We start from the raw sequence: 16,234 nt of genomic DNA, 5'->3' as shown, positions 1-16,234 counted from the left end.
TAAAAGTTCGGTTGCTATTTAAAGGAGGAAATGACGATGCTGGATATGAAATTTTTACGGAATAATTTTCAGGAGGTACAGGAAAAGCTCGCTCACCGCGGGGAAGATTTATCAGAGCTCGAGCGGTTTGGTGAGCTTGATGAACGACGCAGAACTTTAATTTCCGAAACCGAATCGCTGAAGGCGAAGCGTAATGAGGCATCGAAGCAGATTTCTGCCCTGAAAAAGAAAAAGAAAGATGCGGAACCGGCCATTAAAGAAATGCGTGAGGTCGGTGCAAAAATAAAGGAATTTGATGCAGAGCTGAAGGAAATTGAAGAATCGTTACAGCAGATCATGCTTTCAATCCCGAACATCCCTCATGAGAGTGTGCCGATCGGCGAGGATGAAGATGATAATGTGCTGGTCCGTAAATGGGGAGATCTGCCGGCATTTAATTTTGATGAAAAAGCACATTGGGATGTGGCAGTCGATTTGGATATACTCGATTTTGAACGCGCTGCTAAAGTTACCGGTAGCCGCTTTGTGTTCTATAAAGGCATTGGAACACGTTTGGAGCGGGTGCTGATCAGCTTCATGATGGATTTGCATGCGGATGAACATGGCTACACGGAAATGATGCCGCCGCAAATCGTTAACCGCAGAAGCCTGACGGGAACCGGACAGCTGCCTAAATTTGCTGAAGATGTGTTTAAACTTGAAGAATGGGATTATTTCCTGATTCCAACAGCTGAGGTACCAGTCACGAATTTTCACCGCGATGAGATTCTAAATGCAGAAGATCTGCCCAAAAAATATGCAGCATACAGTGCAAACTTCCGATCTGAGGCAGGGTCTGCCGGTCGTGATACACGCGGATTGATCCGTCAGCACCAATTCAATAAGGTGGAACTGGTACATTTCACCAAACCTGAAGATTCTTATGATACTTTGGAAACACTGACGGGTGATGCAGAAAAGGTATTAAAGCGTTTAAATCTGCCATATCGTGTCATGAGTATGTGCACGGGGGATTTGGGCTTTACAGCCGCTAAAAAATACGATATCGAAGTATGGATCCCAAGCCAGGAAACATACCGTGAAATATCCTCGTGTTCGAATTTTGAGGGCTTCCAGGCGAGACGTGCCGGCATCCGTTTTCGCAGAGAGGCGGATGGAAAGCCGGAATATGTTCATACATTAAACGGATCCGGTCTTGCTGTCGGACGTACAGTAGCCGCCATACTAGAAAATTACCAGCAGGAAGACGGATCGGTTGTGATACCTGAAGCACTTCGTCCATATATGGGCGGAAAGGATGTTATAAAGGGGTGAACTTAAACTTCATTCAGTGGGGCGCTTTCCCCCACTGAATGTTAGTTGAACCAATCAGACATTTAAGGGAACAAGTGAGCACGTATAAATGTGCTGCAGTTTAAATGACAACACAAGAAAAGTCTCCCTTTAGCACAAAAAATCTAAAAAAATAATTGACAACTTGTACGACACATGTTAAATTTAATCTTGTCGTCAATATGGAGGTATACCCAAGTCTGGCTGAAGGGATCGGTCTTGAAAACCGACAGGCGGGTCAAACCGCGCGGGGGTTCGAATCCCTCTACCTCCTCCATTGAATATTAACCGCAAAAATTGGAGATATTTAAAAACCGCCGAACCGTTACATTATGTAGCGGTTTTTTATTGTCAGGCAATTAAAATGCGCCAGCCTATAGGACTCAAAAGCCAATTTTTTCTCACTACTGTCATATTTAAAAGTTTTAATGAAGAAGAGTCGGGATTAAGTTTTCTTAAATGCTTGACATTCATCATATTAGCAGGTATAGTACATAAAAATACAGCCATATTCGTCTATAATAATATAAACAATCTGTGATTTTACAGACAAATAACCTTGAAACGAAGAAGAGGTCTGTAGCAAAACGCTTCCCGTAAGAGAGTGGAATTCACCGGCTGAGAGATTCCGCGGGGCAAAGCCTTTGTGAAACCTGCCTTGGAGTTGTCAGATTAAAACCTGGCCGCAGTCTTGCTGCGTTATTAAACAAAAGTGGGCATGTATGGCATGCCAATGAAGGTGGTACCACGGAAGACACCCCAATCCGTCCTTTTCAAAGGAATCGATTGGGGTGTTTTTATTGTTGATGATTAACGTTAAAGGAGAGATGAAGATGAGCGAAAAATTGGCGTTTATCGGCGCCGGGTCAATGGCTGAATCAATCCTGACAGGAATATTAAACAGTGAATTTTTCCCGAAAGAGAAAATTTTTGTGACGAATAAATCTGATAAAAACCGCTTGGAATTTTTGGAAAAACAATATGAGGTCCAAAATACGGATAATACGCAACAAACAGTTGATGGCGCTGACATTGTGATTATAGCCGTTAAACCTTATGACGTGGAGGCTGCCCTTACTTCAATCCGGAATTACCTGGACAAGGGTCAGTTGCTTATTTCGGTTGTGGCGGGTATCTCAACCGATACGATTTCACAATTGATTAACAAAGAAGTTCCAGTAGTCCGGGCAATGCCGAATACCTCATCGGCAGCAGGGCAGTCTGCCACAGCCGTAACCCGGGGGAAATTTGCTATGGCAGAACATTTGCAAACGGCACTGGATCTGTTTAATACGATTGGTACCGCGACTGAGGTAGCCGAGACGGATATGCATACAGTTACCGCTATATCTGGAAGTGGGCCGGCATATATTTATTACCTGGTCGAGGCTATGGAATTAGCGGCAGTCAGAGCTGGATTGGATCATGATACAGCACATGATCTGATTACACAAACGATTGTTGGCGCGGGGGAAATGCTGACAACATCAGGTCTGGACCCGTCCAGGCTCCGTGAGAATATTACAAGCCCCGGCGGTACAACACAGGCCGGACTTGAATCACTGGCTGAACATAACTTTCAGGAAACGGTGATGTCATGTGTGGAAAGCGCACGCGAACGGTCGATTGAACTAGGGAAAAAGCAGTAAGCAAGGAACCGGTTATGCGCCGGGGTTCCTTGCATTCAGTTGCAGATGCTTGAGCATGAAGGGTTGCGATCATCCCATAGAAGAATTCCTCCGGGACAGAAATCCAAGATTCTTGATAACCTGACATATTTTGCTAATAAAATTGGATATGAGATTAAAGAAGCTGGTACGGAATATGGCGGTGACATCGTTTTAGCGGCAATCGATCACGGCCTGAACTTCATTGACACAATACGAAACAGGTGATCAACAATCTGAAAGCAGCGGAAATAAAATTGACAACAGACGAGTTGCAGACAATTGAAAATGTTTTCCCGCTTGAGGAAGTATAAAAAAAGTACTCCATTTTTCAGGAGTCCTTTTTATTTAATGATTTCTCGTGTTTTCCATTTGCGGGACTGCTGAATGAAGTGGCTGATTTTCTCCAGGATCGGTTCCATGGATTTCTCCTGTTTAAGCAGATCATAATCGGAAATGTCGACGCGTAATATCGGGCATGCGTTAAAATTGTTGATCCACTCTTCATAGCGGTTATGCAGTTCCTCCCAATAAGCGTTTGGCGTATTCTTTTCCATTTCCCGTCCGCGGTTATGTATCCGCTGCACTACGTGGTCAAAAGAACCTTCTAAATAAATCAGTAAATCTGGATGAGGAAAATATGGCGTCATTACCATTGCCTCAAAGAGGTTTTTGTAGGTTTCATAGTCTGTTTTGGACATCGTTCCGTTTTCATAATGCATCTTAGCGAAAATGCCTGTATCTTCATAGATGGAACGGTCCTGAATAAAGCCACCGCCATATTCGAAAATTTTCTTTTGCTCCTTAAAACGCTCAGCTAGAAAGTAGATTTGCAGATGAAAGCTCCAGCGTTCAAAATCATCATAGAATTTCTCGAGATAAGGGTTTTTATCAACCTTTTCAAAGGAGGTTTTAAAGTTCAGGGCATGGGCCAGTGCTTTTGTCATTGTTGATTTGCCGACACCGACAGTACCGGCAACAGTGATGATGCTATCATGCGGAATCTGGTATTTATCACGTAAGTTCATGTTTGTTCCCCTTTATTGTTTGGATGCTGTATTGTGGTGACACATTTGCCGTTTCACAAGATCAATAATTTTATTAAGATCTTCCTGGTGTTTAACAAAATCCATTTCATCCCCGTTTATGCGGATGACCGGAATGTCAGGATGAAGCACCTCGAATTCATTCATGTAGCTTTCATAATCCTGTGCAAGCTGTGACAAGTAGGATGCTTTGATGTTTTGTTCGATATCTCTGCCGCGAAGCCGAATTCTTTCTAAAATCGTATCAAGACCGGCATGCAAGTAAATCATGATGTTCGGTACAGGCATATCCTTTGTTAATATATGGTAAATTTGTTCGTATTTGGTAAATTTGTCCTGCTGCAATGTTCGTTTGGCAAAAATCATGTTTTTGGATATATGGTAATCGGCTATCACCGCTTTGTTTCGGTTCAGATATTTCCGCTCAATATCTTCCAGTTGTTTGAAACGATTGCAAAGGAAAAACATTTCCGTTTGAAAGCTCCATTCTTCAATATCATCATAAAATTTTCCGAGAAACGGATTTTCCTCAACGATTTCTTTTAACAGATGGAAATCAAAATGGACAGAAAGTTTTTTTGCAAGTGATGTTTTTCCGATTCCGATCGGCCCTTCAATTGCAATGAACGGGACCTGTGGCATAACTTCCCCCCCAATCAATCAGTCTATATCACTTTTGTTATTGTAGCACAGAAAAAAGTCCACTTCCATTTTAAAATTGAGGTATGCCTTTTCATTTGGCTCGAAATTTTGTATAATGTTTATTGTGTCTTTTTCCCACTTTATGATGTCTTAGATTAACTGGACGAAACGCACCAATAATTGCCCCCGTAGCTCAGGGGATAGAGCAACGGCCTCCTAAGCCGTGTGTCGCAGGTTCGATTCCTGCCGGGGGCGTACCTCAACTAATCATACAGCATACTTTCCATCTCAACATGAACCAGGTAGTAATTACAACAGGAAGGGATCTGACGTTTTCTCCGCTGCTGATCAATATGCACTGAATCCCGTCGGTCAGCTGTTTTGTGATGAGTCTTACCACACCTTTGCACGATGATGCGGAGGTGTATTTTAATGGATTCCAATTAAAACACTTTAAAATTGTCATAAAATGTTCTAAAATAAAAGATAGTTCCCAAAATGTTTATAAAACTCTTTATATAATTGTATAATTAATGCAATTATAACGTATTTTGAAGTAGGCGGTTTTTGCAACCGATTACAAATTTTACTGGATGAGGTGATAGGAATGGATATGCAGCGTATACCTGCACAAGACGGAACGTACAATCTGCAAAACTATGAAAACATGCGCAAGACGTTTTCATGGGATAATGTAAAAAAACATTTCAGCTGGAATGATACGGGTAAAGTCAACATGGCTTATGAAGCTGTTGATCGCCATGCGGAAGACCCGAGTAAAAAAGTCAAGGCTGCGTTGTTGTTTTCATCACCCGATCGTGAAGAAAAGGTAACATTTGATGAATTAAGAAAGCAGAGCAATCAGTTTGCCAATGTATTGAAAAAAAATGGTGTTGAAAAAGGCGATCGCATCTTTATGTTTCTGCCGAGAAGTCCGGAATTTTATGCAACGTTTTTCGGTATTTTGAAAACAGGGGCAATTGCTGGGCCGTTGTTTGAGGCATTTATGGAGCAGGCAGTCCGTGACCGGCTGGAGGACAGTGAAGCGAGCACGCTGATTACCACACCGGATCTGCTTGAACGTGTACCGCAAGATGATTTGCCTGATCTTAAGAAAATCGTTCTTGTCGGTGAAAACAATGAAACGTCTGACAAATACATTGATTATCAGCAGGAAATGAAAGAAGCATCAACAGATTTTGATATTGAGTGGGTTGACCTTGAAGATGGCATGCTCATTCACTATACATCTGGGTCCACAGGTAAGCCTAAAGGGGTCTACCATGTGCATAATGCGATGATTCAACATTATGCCACTGCCGAGTGGGTACTGGACCTGCGTGAAGATGATGTTTATTGGTGCACCGCCGACCCCGGCTGGGTAACCGGAACAAGCTATGGTATTTTTGCCCCGTGGCTGCATGGTGTCACAAATGTAGTGCGCGGTGGCCGGTTCAGCCCCGATGCTTGGTATGGCACGATTGATAAATATAATGTCAGTGTATGGTATACAGCACCTACTGCACTTCGTAAGCTAGTCAGTGCGGGCGAAGATGTCGTTAAAAAACACGATATGTCATCATTGCGTCATATCATGAGTGTCGGTGAACCCCTCAATCCGGAAGTCATCACCTGGGGCTTGCAGGCATTCGACCTGAGAATTCATGACACATGGTGGATGACAGAAACAGGTGCACAGCTTATTGTCAATCTGCCGTCACAGGAAATTCGTCCGGGTTCAATGGGTAAACCGATTCCAGGAGTTGAAGCTTCAATTGTTGATAATGAAGGAAATGAATTGCCGGCAAATCAAATGGGCAATCTGGCGATCAAAGCACCTTGGCCCGCTATGATGCGGCAAATCTGGAAGCGCCCGGAAAAATACGAAAGCTACTTTATCAATGGCTGGTATGTATCAGGTGATAGTGCTTACAAAGATGAAGACGGCTATTTCTGGTTCCAGGGCCGGCTGGATGACGTCATCAATACATCCGGTGAACGTGTCGGGCCATTTGAGGTGGAAAGCAAGCTGATTGAGCATCCTGCTGTAGCAGAGGCCGGGGTTATCGGTAAACCGGATCCTGAACGCGGGGAAATTGTCAAAGCGTTTATTACTCTGAACGACGGCTATGAGGATTCAGAGGAACTGCTCGAGGAGGTACGGCAATTTGTCAAAACCGGCCTGAGTGCACACGCTGCACCGCGGGAGCTGGAAATTAAAGATGCAATTCCAAAAACGCGCAGTGGTAAAATCATGCGTCGTCTTCTGAAATCCTGGGAGCTTGGATTGCCAACAGGTGATACCTCAACACTTGAAGAATAGTATAAAGATCACAAAGACCCTTAATTACGGCAGTATTGTCTCAAAGCAAAATATGTAACTTTAATTGGCCATCAATTTGTATTGGTGGCCAATTTTTTTGGCAGTTAAGAAAGTATAAATACTTTCTTACTGCATAAGTGCAACTAAGGCTTTCGCCATTAAATCTTGGGATAAGCCAAGTTTTCTAAATAATGAGGCATTACCGTTACGTTTCAGTCCAATCTATTGCGGGTAGAATTATTATGGAGCATTTCTTAAAGGAGTGATTAAAGTGGCTAAAAAAATAGCAACAGTTATTACTGATATGTTTGAAGATGTTGAATATACGGATCCGGCCAAGGCTTTTAAAGATGCCGGACATGAAGTGATTACAGTCGGTGCCGAGAAAGGCAAGGAAGTGACAGGAAAAAATAATGAAACGACTGTCACCGTTGATGAAGGGATCGACAATGTAAAACCGGAAGAATTCGATGCACTGTTTATCCCCGGCGGTTTTTCACCGGACATGCTGCGGGCGGATGAACGGTTTGTGAAATTCGCTAAGCAATTCATGGATGACAAAAAGCCGGTATTCTCCATCTGCCACGGTGCACAATTGCTGATTAATGCAAGGTCACTGGATGGACGCAAAGCAACTGGTTTTAAATCCATCCGTGTGGACATGGAAAACGCAGGTGCAGAAGTGTTGGATCAGGAAGTCGTCGTATGCGATAATCAGCTGGTGACAAGCCGCGATCCGGGTGATATACCAGCATTTAACAGAGAGGCACTGAACGTGCTGAGCGCATAACAAAAAATGAATCCCCCTGATCGCTTAAACAGCGGTTAGGGGGATCTTTTTAATCCAATTTCCTGATTGTAAAATTATCCTGCAAGAGCAGCCAATTTTGCGGGAAGGCCAAACCTAATTTCCAGTAGCTGATTCCTAGGAGACCCAATTCTTTGATCATATCAAATTTTGCTTGAATTGAGCGTGCGTCCTCGAACCAAACTTCATGATTGTTCCCCTGGCTATCGGTATACGTATAAAAGGGTGCCTGTGCTTCCTGGTCAAATTCGATGGCCACATTTTGGCTGCGTGCTCTCGTAATGGCTTCCTGGGGACTGATGGCTTCAGCCGGTTCACCGCCTTCTTCATAGGGAAGTGTCCAATCATAGCCGTAGAGGTTTTGTCCGAGCAATATCTTATTTGCCGGCATGACACTCAACGCAAAATTGACTACCTTTCGTACTTCATCGATCGGTGATACGGCTAATGGCGGACCGTAACTATAGCCCCATTCGTAGGTCATCAGTACAACAAAGTCGGCAATCTCCCCGTGTGCCGCATAATCATGCGCCCCGTACCATGCTCCTGTCTGCTCTGCACTTGTTTTGGGGGCAAGGGCGGTGGACATTAATAAGCCCTCTTCAGATAAACGCTGTTTGGCCTTTCTCAAAAAATTATTATAGGCTTCACGGTCTTCCGGCGGCAAAAATTCAAAATCAAAATGGACATCACTGAACCCAACTTCATTTGCAACATTGACAATACTGTTTAATAATGTATTTTGTACAGCCTGGACCGTCACGATAATGTGGCCTAGATCACGACTGAATTCTCCTTCTTCCAGATTGGTAACAGTGAGCATCAGTGACGTGTTCTGGTTAGCGGCAATCTGTGCAAAATTATCCAGAGGCGGGGCTGTCAGTGTTCCATCCCGGTTGACCTGATAGCTAAACGGTGCAAGGTAAGTAAGATATGGCGTTGTTTTTTCTGCAGAATTGATTAACGTCTGGGAAACTTCTTCTCCAGTCGGTTCGATATAGGCATTTGAAGTGATTCCCGGTTTTGGCTGTTCTGGAATATAAAGTTGAGCCCCAACAGGTAACGTACCCCCGACAGGGATATTATTGATTTGTGCAAGTTGTTCAGCCGTCAGGCCAAATTGCTGGCCAATCGAATATAAGCTGTCCCCTTGCTGTACAAAATAAAATTGCCCCACGATTGGGATGACAAGCGCTTGGCCGACAACAAGGTTATTTGGTGCATCCAGTTCGTTTGCGTCGATTATGTCAGTTGGTATGGAACCATATGTATCGGCAATATTATAGATTGTGTCTCCTTGTTGGACAACATGAATTTGCAAAAAAATCCCTCCCTTAAATTTGCTCTTTTTTCTACATTATGATTTAAGGAAGGAGGATATAACTCAGATTGGACCAATAAGTGCATCCATTACGGAACGCATCAGGTAGAGCGCATACTGGTTGCCTTCTTTTTCTTCGGACGCCATACAGTTTTCCGGGACATGCATGCTGTATTTGTACATGTAAGCATCTTTCGCCGTAAACAAAATACAAATATCCCCGGCGATGCCTGCCATGATAAGATGTGTTTTATCGAGGTCGTTCAGCAGGGCGTGTAAAGGGGTCTGGAAAAAGGCCGAGTGCTGCGGTTTAATCAGAAAATAGTCGGAATCATCCGGTTTTAATGTCTGTATCATATGCTGATTTCGGCTATTTTGGCAATGGTCGATGATTTTCCGGAAGTCTGCCTGCCAGATGCCGTAATGATCATTGACATAGATAATAGGAATATCATTTTCTTTTCCAAACTTCCTTAATTTTTTTAAACCAGGTAAAATCTCATCTGTATTTTTAAGCAGATTTTCACTGCCCTCAAAGTTAAAATCGTTTATAATATCTATAAATATAATGGCACTGTTATCAATAGATGTATCCATAAAGTAACTCCTTTCTAACTTCAGTTTTTCCTTTGTGGGTAATTTCAAACATTAAGGGGTATTGAAATGGAAAAAGATGTTGTATTTATGAAAGAGGCGATCAAACAAGCCAAAAAAGCCGAGGCGATGAAAGAAGTCCCTATCGGGGCTGTGGTTGTTTATGAAGATGAGGTGATTGCTGCGGGATACAATATTCGTGAATCATCACAAACCACGTTGTCACATGCGGAGCTTATTGCGATTGAAAAGGCGAATCAAATCATTGGCAGCTGGCGGCTTGAAGACTGTACACTGTATGTCACCCTTGAACCGTGTCCAATGTGTGCCGGCGCCATTGTCCAATCACGTATCAAACGGGTTGTCTTTGGGGCACCGGATCCGAAAGCAGGCTGTGCCGGTACACTGATGAATCTATTGCAGGACGGAAGGTTCAATCACCGTACCGAAATTACAAGCAACGTACTGCACGACGAGTGCAGCACCTTACTGACAGATTTTTTTCGGAAACTTCGGGGGAAAAAATAGTTGTTGTATAAAAACTGTCTGTAAATTGTATCCAGCTCACGATTATGATTGCATTTTGCAGTTATAATAAGTATAATAGTTAATACCGTGCTAAGCGGGGAGGTAGCGGTGCCCTGAACTCGCAATCCGCTATAGCGAGGCCGAATTCCCATTCGAGGTTGGACGTTTTTAAGGTCTGCCCCAAGGGAGTGGTGTTGACGCCCAGGTCCCGCGCAACAGGAACCCATGAACCCTGTCAGATCCGGAAGGAAGCAGCAGTAAGTGGTCATTCTTGTGTGCCGCGGGGAAGCCTGAGCCGAGCCATGAACTTGGGTAACGCTTAGGGACGCCCAATCAACAATGGGTGCACGGTTTACATAATGAAGAGAGACTGCATCAATGTTGTTAGCGACAGTTGATGCAGTCTTTTTTAGCAGTTAAGAAAGTATAAATTCTTTCTTAACTGCATAAGTGCAACTAAGGCTTTCGCCATTAATGCTTGGCGATAGGCCGGGTTTTCTAACGATTTGCCCACAATACTTCGCTGACGTATGACATGGAAGTGTTAATGGTATTGTAGTTTAAGGGCGGGCATCGACATTCATTTGATGGAACGACGGCATGTGTGAAAGGAGGGGGGCTGCACAAAATGGCCAGCCTTGTGATTATTTGCAATCCCCTTCACATTCACCCATGACATCGAGTATAATTTACATAGAATCTATAAATGCGTGTTCATAAAGGGGAAACATTGATAATGACCTACCAGGCACTATACCGCGTATGGCGGCCCAAGACATTTCAGGATGTTGTCGGCCAGTCCCACATTACCAAGACACTTCAAAATGCGATAGCTCAGGAAAAATTTTCGCATGCCTATATTTTTTCAGGCCCGCGGGGAACCGGAAAAACAAGTGCCGCGAAAATTTTTGCGAAGACAATTAATTGTGAAAATGCCCCTATCAAAGAGCCATGTAATGAATGTGCATCCTGCCGCGGTATTCAGGATGGCTCAATCAACGATATTATCGAAATGGATGCAGCTTCGAATACAAGTGTTGAAGATGTCCGTGAGATACGTGATAAAGTTAAATATGCCGCAAGTTCGGTCCCTTATAAAGTATACATCATCGATGAGGTGCACATGATTTCAACAAGTGCATTCAACGCACTTTTGAAAACGTTGGAAGAGCCCCCGAAACATGTCGTGTTTATACTGGCGACAACTGAGCCTCACAAAATCCCAATGACAGTTGCTTCACGTTGCCAGCGTTTTGACTTCAAACCGATTTCGAATAAGTCAATTGTTGAACGGATGCGGACAGTGATTGAATCGGAACAAATTGCTGTATCGGATGAAGCACTGGAAACTGTTGCACTGGCGGCAGAAGGCGGAATGCGTGATGCACTCAGCATCCTCGACCAGGCGATTTCGTACAGTGATGAACAGGTCGAAGTGGAGGATGTTCTGGCCGTTACTGGCGGTGTCTCCCAAGGGATTTTAACAGACGTTGTTCAAGCTATGCATGACCAGGATGTGCAGAGCGCTTTAACACTGCTTGATGAATTGATTCAGAACGGAAAAGATCCTGCGCGCTTTGTGTATGACCTGATTTATTTTCTGCGTGATTTATTGCTGTACAGAAGCGCACCGACACTCGAGGGGATTCTCGAGCGGGCTATGGCCGATGAGCCATTTAAGCAGCTTGCCGGGACAGTCTCCGAAGATTGGATTCAGGATGCAATTACTCAGCTTAATCAGTGCCAGCAGGAAATTAAATGGACAACCAGCCCGAAAGTATTTATTGAAATTGCCATTTTAACGATAACCAATAAGGATCATCAGAAAGAGGAGACAGAAAATGCGGCAGACTCAGAGGCCGTTACAAGGCTAATCGGCAGGCTGGAACATTTGGAGAAAGAATTGACTGCTTTGAAGGACTCGCCTGCAGCAGCTAGGCAGTCAGCACCAACACCGGAGCCGAAACGGCCTAAACCAAGAACAGCCAAAAACAGCTACAACATTCCGTATGAAAAGATCCGCGGTGTTCTGGACGCAGCGGAACGGCCGATGCTAAAAGAAGTGCAGTCACAATGGGCCTCGTTTCTAAACAAACTGAAATCGACAAGCGCCCCTGCACATGCTACAATACAGGACAGCAAGCCTGCAGCAGCATCTGATGAGGCACTAGTCGTTCAATTTAAATATGAAATTCATTGTTCTCTGTTTTTGGATAACCGCGATACGGTGGAGTCAGTGCTCACAAGTGTCACCGGAAGAAAGTGGACAATTATACCTATTCCGGCAAACCAATGGCAGGAATTGCGCAACGGATATTTAAGCAGGCAGGAACAATCAGCGACCAAAGAAGAGGAGCAGCAGGAGGACCCTATCGTGGCGGAAGCGAGAAAGCTGGTAGGGGATGAACTGCTGGAGATTCACGATGAATAGATTATTTTTTAGGAGGCGTTATCCATGAAAGGAAACATGAACAATATGATGAAGCAGATGCAGAAAATGCAAAAGAAAATGATGAAAGCACAGGAAGAACTGCATGAGATGACATTTGAGGCGTCAGCGGGCGGCGGCATGGTGACCGTTGTAGCCAATGGCAAAAAAGAAATAACCGATGTGCAAATTTCAGAAGAAGTTGTAGACCCTGATGACATTGACATGCTGCAGGATCTGATTCTTACTGCGACAAATGATGTTATTAAACAGATTGAAGATAAGACAAATGACACGATGGGGCAATTCACCCAAGGGATGAATCTGCCCGGCGGAATGTTCTAATCATCGAAAATACACGATAGGGGACCTGGTATGAAAAACTTAGGCGCTTGCTTTATGGGGCTAGGCCTGAGTTTTTCTAATGGGAGGCGTATATATGTATTACCCGGAACCGATTTCCAAACTGATTGACAGTTTCACCAAATTGCCGGGGATCGGCCCCAAAACTGCTGTTCGTCTGGCATTTTTTGTTTTAAATATGAAAGATGATGATGTGATGGATTTTGCCAAATCGCTGGTGAATGCCAAGCGTGAATTGACACACTGTTCAAATTGCGGTCATATCACAGATCAGGATCCATGTGCCATTTGTCAGGACACTTCACGAGATAGCTCTGTTATCTGTGTCGTACAGGATCCGAAAGATGTTATTGCGATGGAGAAAATGAAAGAATTCAACGGCAAATATCACGTCCTGCATGGTGCGATTTCACCGATGGACGGAATCGGCCCCGAAGATATCAATGTTCCTGATCTGATTAACAGATTGAAAGATGAAGCGGTTGAGGAACTAATATTGGCTACGAATCCGAATATTGAAGGGGAAGCGACAGCGATGTATATTTCTCGTCTTGTGAAGCCATCAGGCATTAAAACGAGCCGGATTGCACACGGGCTTCCTGTTGGCGGTGATCTTGAATACGCTGATGAAGTAACGTTGTCAAAAGCATTGGAAGGCAGAAGAGATCTATAAAGACAGGTGAGGCGCATGGGGAGAAAACGGAGAAAACGGGAAGTTGACGAGCAATTATTGGATTCATTATTTACGCTGGAACACGAGTGGAAAGAAATTCAGTCAATCGTGAAGAAAAGTATCGAACCAACATATGATGGCTATTATAAAGAGCGTCTTGCCCAAGCAAAGTATTTATTTTTATGGCGGGAAGCAAGATACCGGAAAATCAGTGCCATCAGGTAAATTCCATAGAATTCAGTTCTTTTTCCGTCTAACCTTTCATATAAAAATAGAAAGGGACAAGGAAAAGGAGTGATTCGGTATGAGTTCGACACTGGTTATTTCGATTATGGTTGTGTTAATCGTCATTCTATTATTTGTGGGAGCTCCTGTTAAGCCAATGCGTTTTATTGCGAACAGTACTGTGAAATTAGGAATCGGCATATTGTTCCTGTTTTTCTTTAATGTGTTTGGCGGGGCGATTGGCTTGCATATCCCTATCAATCTATTTACAGTTATTGTCTCAGGGTTTTTAGGTTTGTTTGGCCTGACGTCTCTTGCTGCCATTCATTTATTTATTTTATAGTGTCAGAAAGTATACATTATGGTTGACCTTATAAGAAAAACTAACCGTAAAAAATTGTTCTGGCCTGTGCTCGTATGATGTGTAAAGAAATAAGCCTCCCCGGCATATACTTTTATTGAAACAGCTGTTTTGAAAAAAGTTTCAATGATTCGTATAAAATTCGTTAGATTAGGAGATACTAAGCTAACGGAGGTGGGGACATGGTACAAAAATTAACGACGGAACGGTGCGGTATTTGTGAAGAGGAAAAAGAATGGGGCATTCATTTATACAAATTGTTCATTTGTTGTGAATGCGAAACGAATATGATTCATACCGAACCAAGGGAAGAAAAATATCGCTATTATCTGCAAAAATTAAAAAATATGAATCAGCCAACACTATATTCCTAGAACAGGGACTGCTGCTAATTGTTGCAGCGGTCTTTTTTGTTGTTTATGATTATGATTATGAATAGGTATACATAAAGGACGGTTAATCATGAATTTTAAACAGAACAATACACCATTATTCGATGCACTGAAACGGTTTGCCGGTGGTCAGCCGATTTCCTTTCATGTGCCTGGCCATAAAAACGGCAGAATTCCTCCAGGGGAGACACGGGAATATTTTGAAGCGGTATTGCCGCTGGATTTGACCGAACTAACAGGACTTGATGACTTACATGGACCGGGTGGTGTGATTGATGAGGCGCAGAAATTGGCTGCTGAATATTTCGGCGCGGATCATACCCACTTTTTGATTGGCGGCAGTACAGCAGGGAATCTGGCCATGATATTATCGGTTTGTGCAGCAGGCGATAGCATCATTGTACAGCGCAACAGCCATAAGTCGATTTTTAATGGGCTGGAGCTGAGCGGTGCCAGACCAATATTTATGGTACCGACATTCGATGATTCGGTTAAACGTTATACAGCACCAGATATTGAAACTGTCAGAATGGCACTGCAGGAGCATCCTGATGCCAAGGCCGTGGTGCTGACCTATCCGGATTATTTTGGCAGGACATTTGAAATCGAAGAAATCATTAAGCTTATCCATGAATATAATGTACCAGTACTGATCGATGAAGCACACGGTGTCCACTTTTCATCAGGCAGGATGTTTCCGACTTCTGCTTTAACACTTGGCGCGGATGCGGTCGTTCAGTCAGCGCATAAAATGGCACCGGCGATGACAATGGGCGCATTATTGCATATTCAGTCGGATCGGATTTCTAATAGCCAGGTGCATCACTATCTGCAGATGGTTCAGTCAAGCAGTCCATCCTATCCGATTATGGCATCATTGGACCTGGCGCGTGCATTTTTGGCAAATTTAACCTCAGACGATCTGGAGTTGATACTTGAAAGCGCCTGTGAGGTCAGTGACATTTTTGATTCAAGTGATTACTGGGATGTCCTGCCGGCGGACGATCCGCTGAAAATAACGCTGGAGGCAAAACCGGGCATTACCGGTGGGATGATAGCGGACTTGTTCGAGCAGCAAGGTATATATCCGGAACTTTCAACCAATCATCAGGTTTTGTTCATTCATGGTCTTGCGCCCTTTACGCAGTTTGATCAGTTGAAAAAAGCGATCAGACAGATTGGTGCACAATTAAAAAATCAACGGAATCATGATATAATAACAATAGACAATCTTTTTACAGAACGACTGACGGAACTCGATTTGGATTATTCCGTAATGGATCGGCACGGGACAGCACAAGTTTCGCTTCATCAATCGGCGGGGTATATTGCGGGAGAGCCAATCACGCCATATCCACCCGGAATCCCCCTCATACTGAAGGGTGAGCGGATTACCCAAAGTCATATCCTGGAAGTGAAAAAATTGGCGAAGCAAGGTGTTCATTTACAGCATCTTGATATAAATGACGGAATAAATATTTTCATCGATCAGTAAGCCGCCAAACTACGGCGTTTAGCTGCTCATAAATGA

General features: G+C 43.6%; 17 protein-coding genes, 2 tRNA genes and 1 other RNA gene. 16 read left to right on the top strand and 4 right to left on the bottom strand.

Annotated features, from left to right (window positions below):
- The first annotated feature begins 36 nt into the window (after nt 1–36).
- The 4 genes from serS (at nt 37) to ON01_RS11810 (ending at nt 3,227) form a co-directional block, all read left to right on the top strand.
- On the top strand, nt 37–1,314 hold the full coding sequence (serS, locus tag ON01_RS11830) for a serine--tRNA ligase (RefSeq protein WP_010531256.1): 1,278 nt from the start codon (nt 37–39) through the stop codon (nt 1,312–1,314).
- Between the two features lie 202 nt (nt 1,315–1,516).
- Nucleotides 1,517–1,609: transfer RNA gene (locus tag ON01_RS11825), tRNA-Ser, on the top strand.
- Between the two features lie 556 nt (nt 1,610–2,165).
- Entirely contained in the window at nt 2,166–2,981 is an 816-nt protein-coding gene (gene proC / locus ON01_RS11815; protein WP_010531255.1) for a pyrroline-5-carboxylate reductase, read from the top strand.
- Nucleotides 2,982–3,044: 63 nt separating this feature from the next.
- The gene (locus ON01_RS11810) at nt 3,045–3,227 is read left to right on the top strand and encodes a hypothetical protein (protein WP_138919780.1); all 183 of its coding nucleotides are present in this window, start codon (nt 3,045–3,047) and stop codon (nt 3,225–3,227) included.
- Between the two features lie 116 nt (nt 3,228–3,343).
- Here the strand turns inward: ON01_RS11810 and ON01_RS11805 are convergent, their stop codons facing one another.
- Together ON01_RS11805 and ON01_RS11800 are read right to left on the bottom strand one after the other, a co-directional pair.
- Entirely contained in the window at nt 3,344–4,027 is a 684-nt protein-coding gene (locus ON01_RS11805; RefSeq protein WP_010531253.1) for a deoxynucleoside kinase, read from the bottom strand.
- A 12-nt stretch (nt 4,028–4,039) separates the two neighbouring features.
- Entirely contained in the window at nt 4,040–4,687 is a 648-nt protein-coding gene (locus tag ON01_RS11800; RefSeq protein ID WP_010531252.1) for a deoxynucleoside kinase, read from the bottom strand.
- A 182-nt stretch (nt 4,688–4,869) separates the two neighbouring features.
- Here ON01_RS11800 and ON01_RS11795 point away from each other — a divergent pair.
- The 3 genes from ON01_RS11795 (at nt 4,870) to ON01_RS11785 (ending at nt 7,800) form a co-directional block, all read left to right on the top strand.
- Nucleotides 4,870–4,942, top strand: a tRNA-Arg gene (locus ON01_RS11795).
- Nucleotides 4,943–5,294: 352 nt separating this feature from the next.
- A complete protein-coding gene (gene acsA, locus ON01_RS11790) occupies nt 5,295–7,010 on the top strand; it encodes an acetate--CoA ligase (protein ID WP_010531251.1) in 1,716 nt (571 codons plus the stop codon).
- A 271-nt stretch (nt 7,011–7,281) separates the two neighbouring features.
- Complete coding sequence (locus ON01_RS11785; RefSeq protein ID WP_010531250.1) at nt 7,282–7,800, top strand: type 1 glutamine amidotransferase domain-containing protein; 519 nt, start codon at nt 7,282–7,284, stop codon at nt 7,798–7,800.
- Nucleotides 7,801–7,849: 49 nt separating this feature from the next.
- Here ON01_RS11785 and ON01_RS11780 read toward each other — a convergent pair whose 3' ends face one another.
- Nucleotides 7,850–9,139: a glycoside hydrolase family 18 protein gene (locus ON01_RS11780; protein ID WP_010531249.1), complete on the bottom strand. Its 1,290-nt coding sequence runs from the start codon at nt 9,137–9,139 to the stop codon at nt 7,850–7,852.
- A gap of 63 nt (nt 9,140–9,202) precedes the next feature.
- A complete protein-coding gene (locus tag ON01_RS11775; RefSeq protein ID WP_010531248.1) occupies nt 9,203–9,736 on the bottom strand; it encodes a cysteine hydrolase family protein in 534 nt (177 codons plus the stop codon).
- A 66-nt stretch (nt 9,737–9,802) separates the two neighbouring features.
- On the opposite strand from ON01_RS11775, the gene tadA reads away from it, so the two are divergent.
- The 9 genes from tadA to ON01_RS11735 all read left to right on the top strand — a co-directional run bounded on the left by tadA (nt 9,803) and on the right by ON01_RS11735 (nt 16,198).
- Complete coding sequence (tadA, locus tag ON01_RS11770; RefSeq protein ID WP_010531247.1) at nt 9,803–10,261, top strand: tRNA adenosine(34) deaminase TadA; 459 nt, start codon at nt 9,803–9,805, stop codon at nt 10,259–10,261.
- A gap of 85 nt (nt 10,262–10,346) precedes the next feature.
- Nucleotides 10,347–10,612: signal recognition particle sRNA large type (ffs, locus tag ON01_RS18980), an RNA gene on the top strand.
- Nucleotides 10,613–10,997: 385 nt separating this feature from the next.
- Nucleotides 10,998–12,692, top strand: a complete 1,695-nt coding sequence (dnaX, locus tag ON01_RS11765) for a DNA polymerase III subunit gamma/tau (RefSeq protein WP_010531246.1) — start codon at nt 10,998–11,000, stop codon at nt 12,690–12,692.
- A 24-nt stretch (nt 12,693–12,716) separates the two neighbouring features.
- On the top strand, nt 12,717–13,034 hold the full coding sequence (locus ON01_RS11760; protein ID WP_010531245.1) for a YbaB/EbfC family nucleoid-associated protein: 318 nt from the start codon (nt 12,717–12,719) through the stop codon (nt 13,032–13,034).
- A 94-nt stretch (nt 13,035–13,128) separates the two neighbouring features.
- The gene (gene recR / locus ON01_RS11755; protein ID WP_010531244.1) at nt 13,129–13,725 is read left to right on the top strand and encodes a recombination mediator RecR; all 597 of its coding nucleotides are present in this window, start codon (nt 13,129–13,131) and stop codon (nt 13,723–13,725) included.
- Nucleotides 13,726–13,740: 15 nt separating this feature from the next.
- A complete protein-coding gene (locus ON01_RS11750) occupies nt 13,741–13,950 on the top strand; it encodes a YaaL family protein (protein ID WP_010531243.1) in 210 nt (69 codons plus the stop codon).
- Nucleotides 13,951–14,029: 79 nt separating this feature from the next.
- Complete coding sequence (locus ON01_RS11745) at nt 14,030–14,293, top strand: pro-sigmaK processing inhibitor BofA family protein (protein ID WP_010531242.1); 264 nt, start codon at nt 14,030–14,032, stop codon at nt 14,291–14,293.
- A 200-nt stretch (nt 14,294–14,493) separates the two neighbouring features.
- Entirely contained in the window at nt 14,494–14,685 is a 192-nt protein-coding gene (locus ON01_RS11740; RefSeq protein WP_010531241.1) for a sigma factor G inhibitor Gin, read from the top strand.
- 88 nt (nt 14,686–14,773) lie between these two features.
- Nucleotides 14,774–16,198, top strand: coding sequence for an aminotransferase class I/II-fold pyridoxal phosphate-dependent enzyme (locus tag ON01_RS11735; protein WP_010531240.1), 1,425 nt, complete (start codon nt 14,774–14,776; stop codon nt 16,196–16,198).
- Nucleotides 16,199–16,234 lie beyond the last annotated feature (36 nt).

It is taken from the genome of Lentibacillus jeotgali (assembly GCF_000224785.1).
Taxonomy (GTDB): Bacteria; Bacillota; Bacilli; order Bacillales; family Amphibacillaceae; genus Lentibacillus; species Lentibacillus jeotgali.
This window is presented reverse-complemented; position numbering and strand designations above follow the sequence as displayed.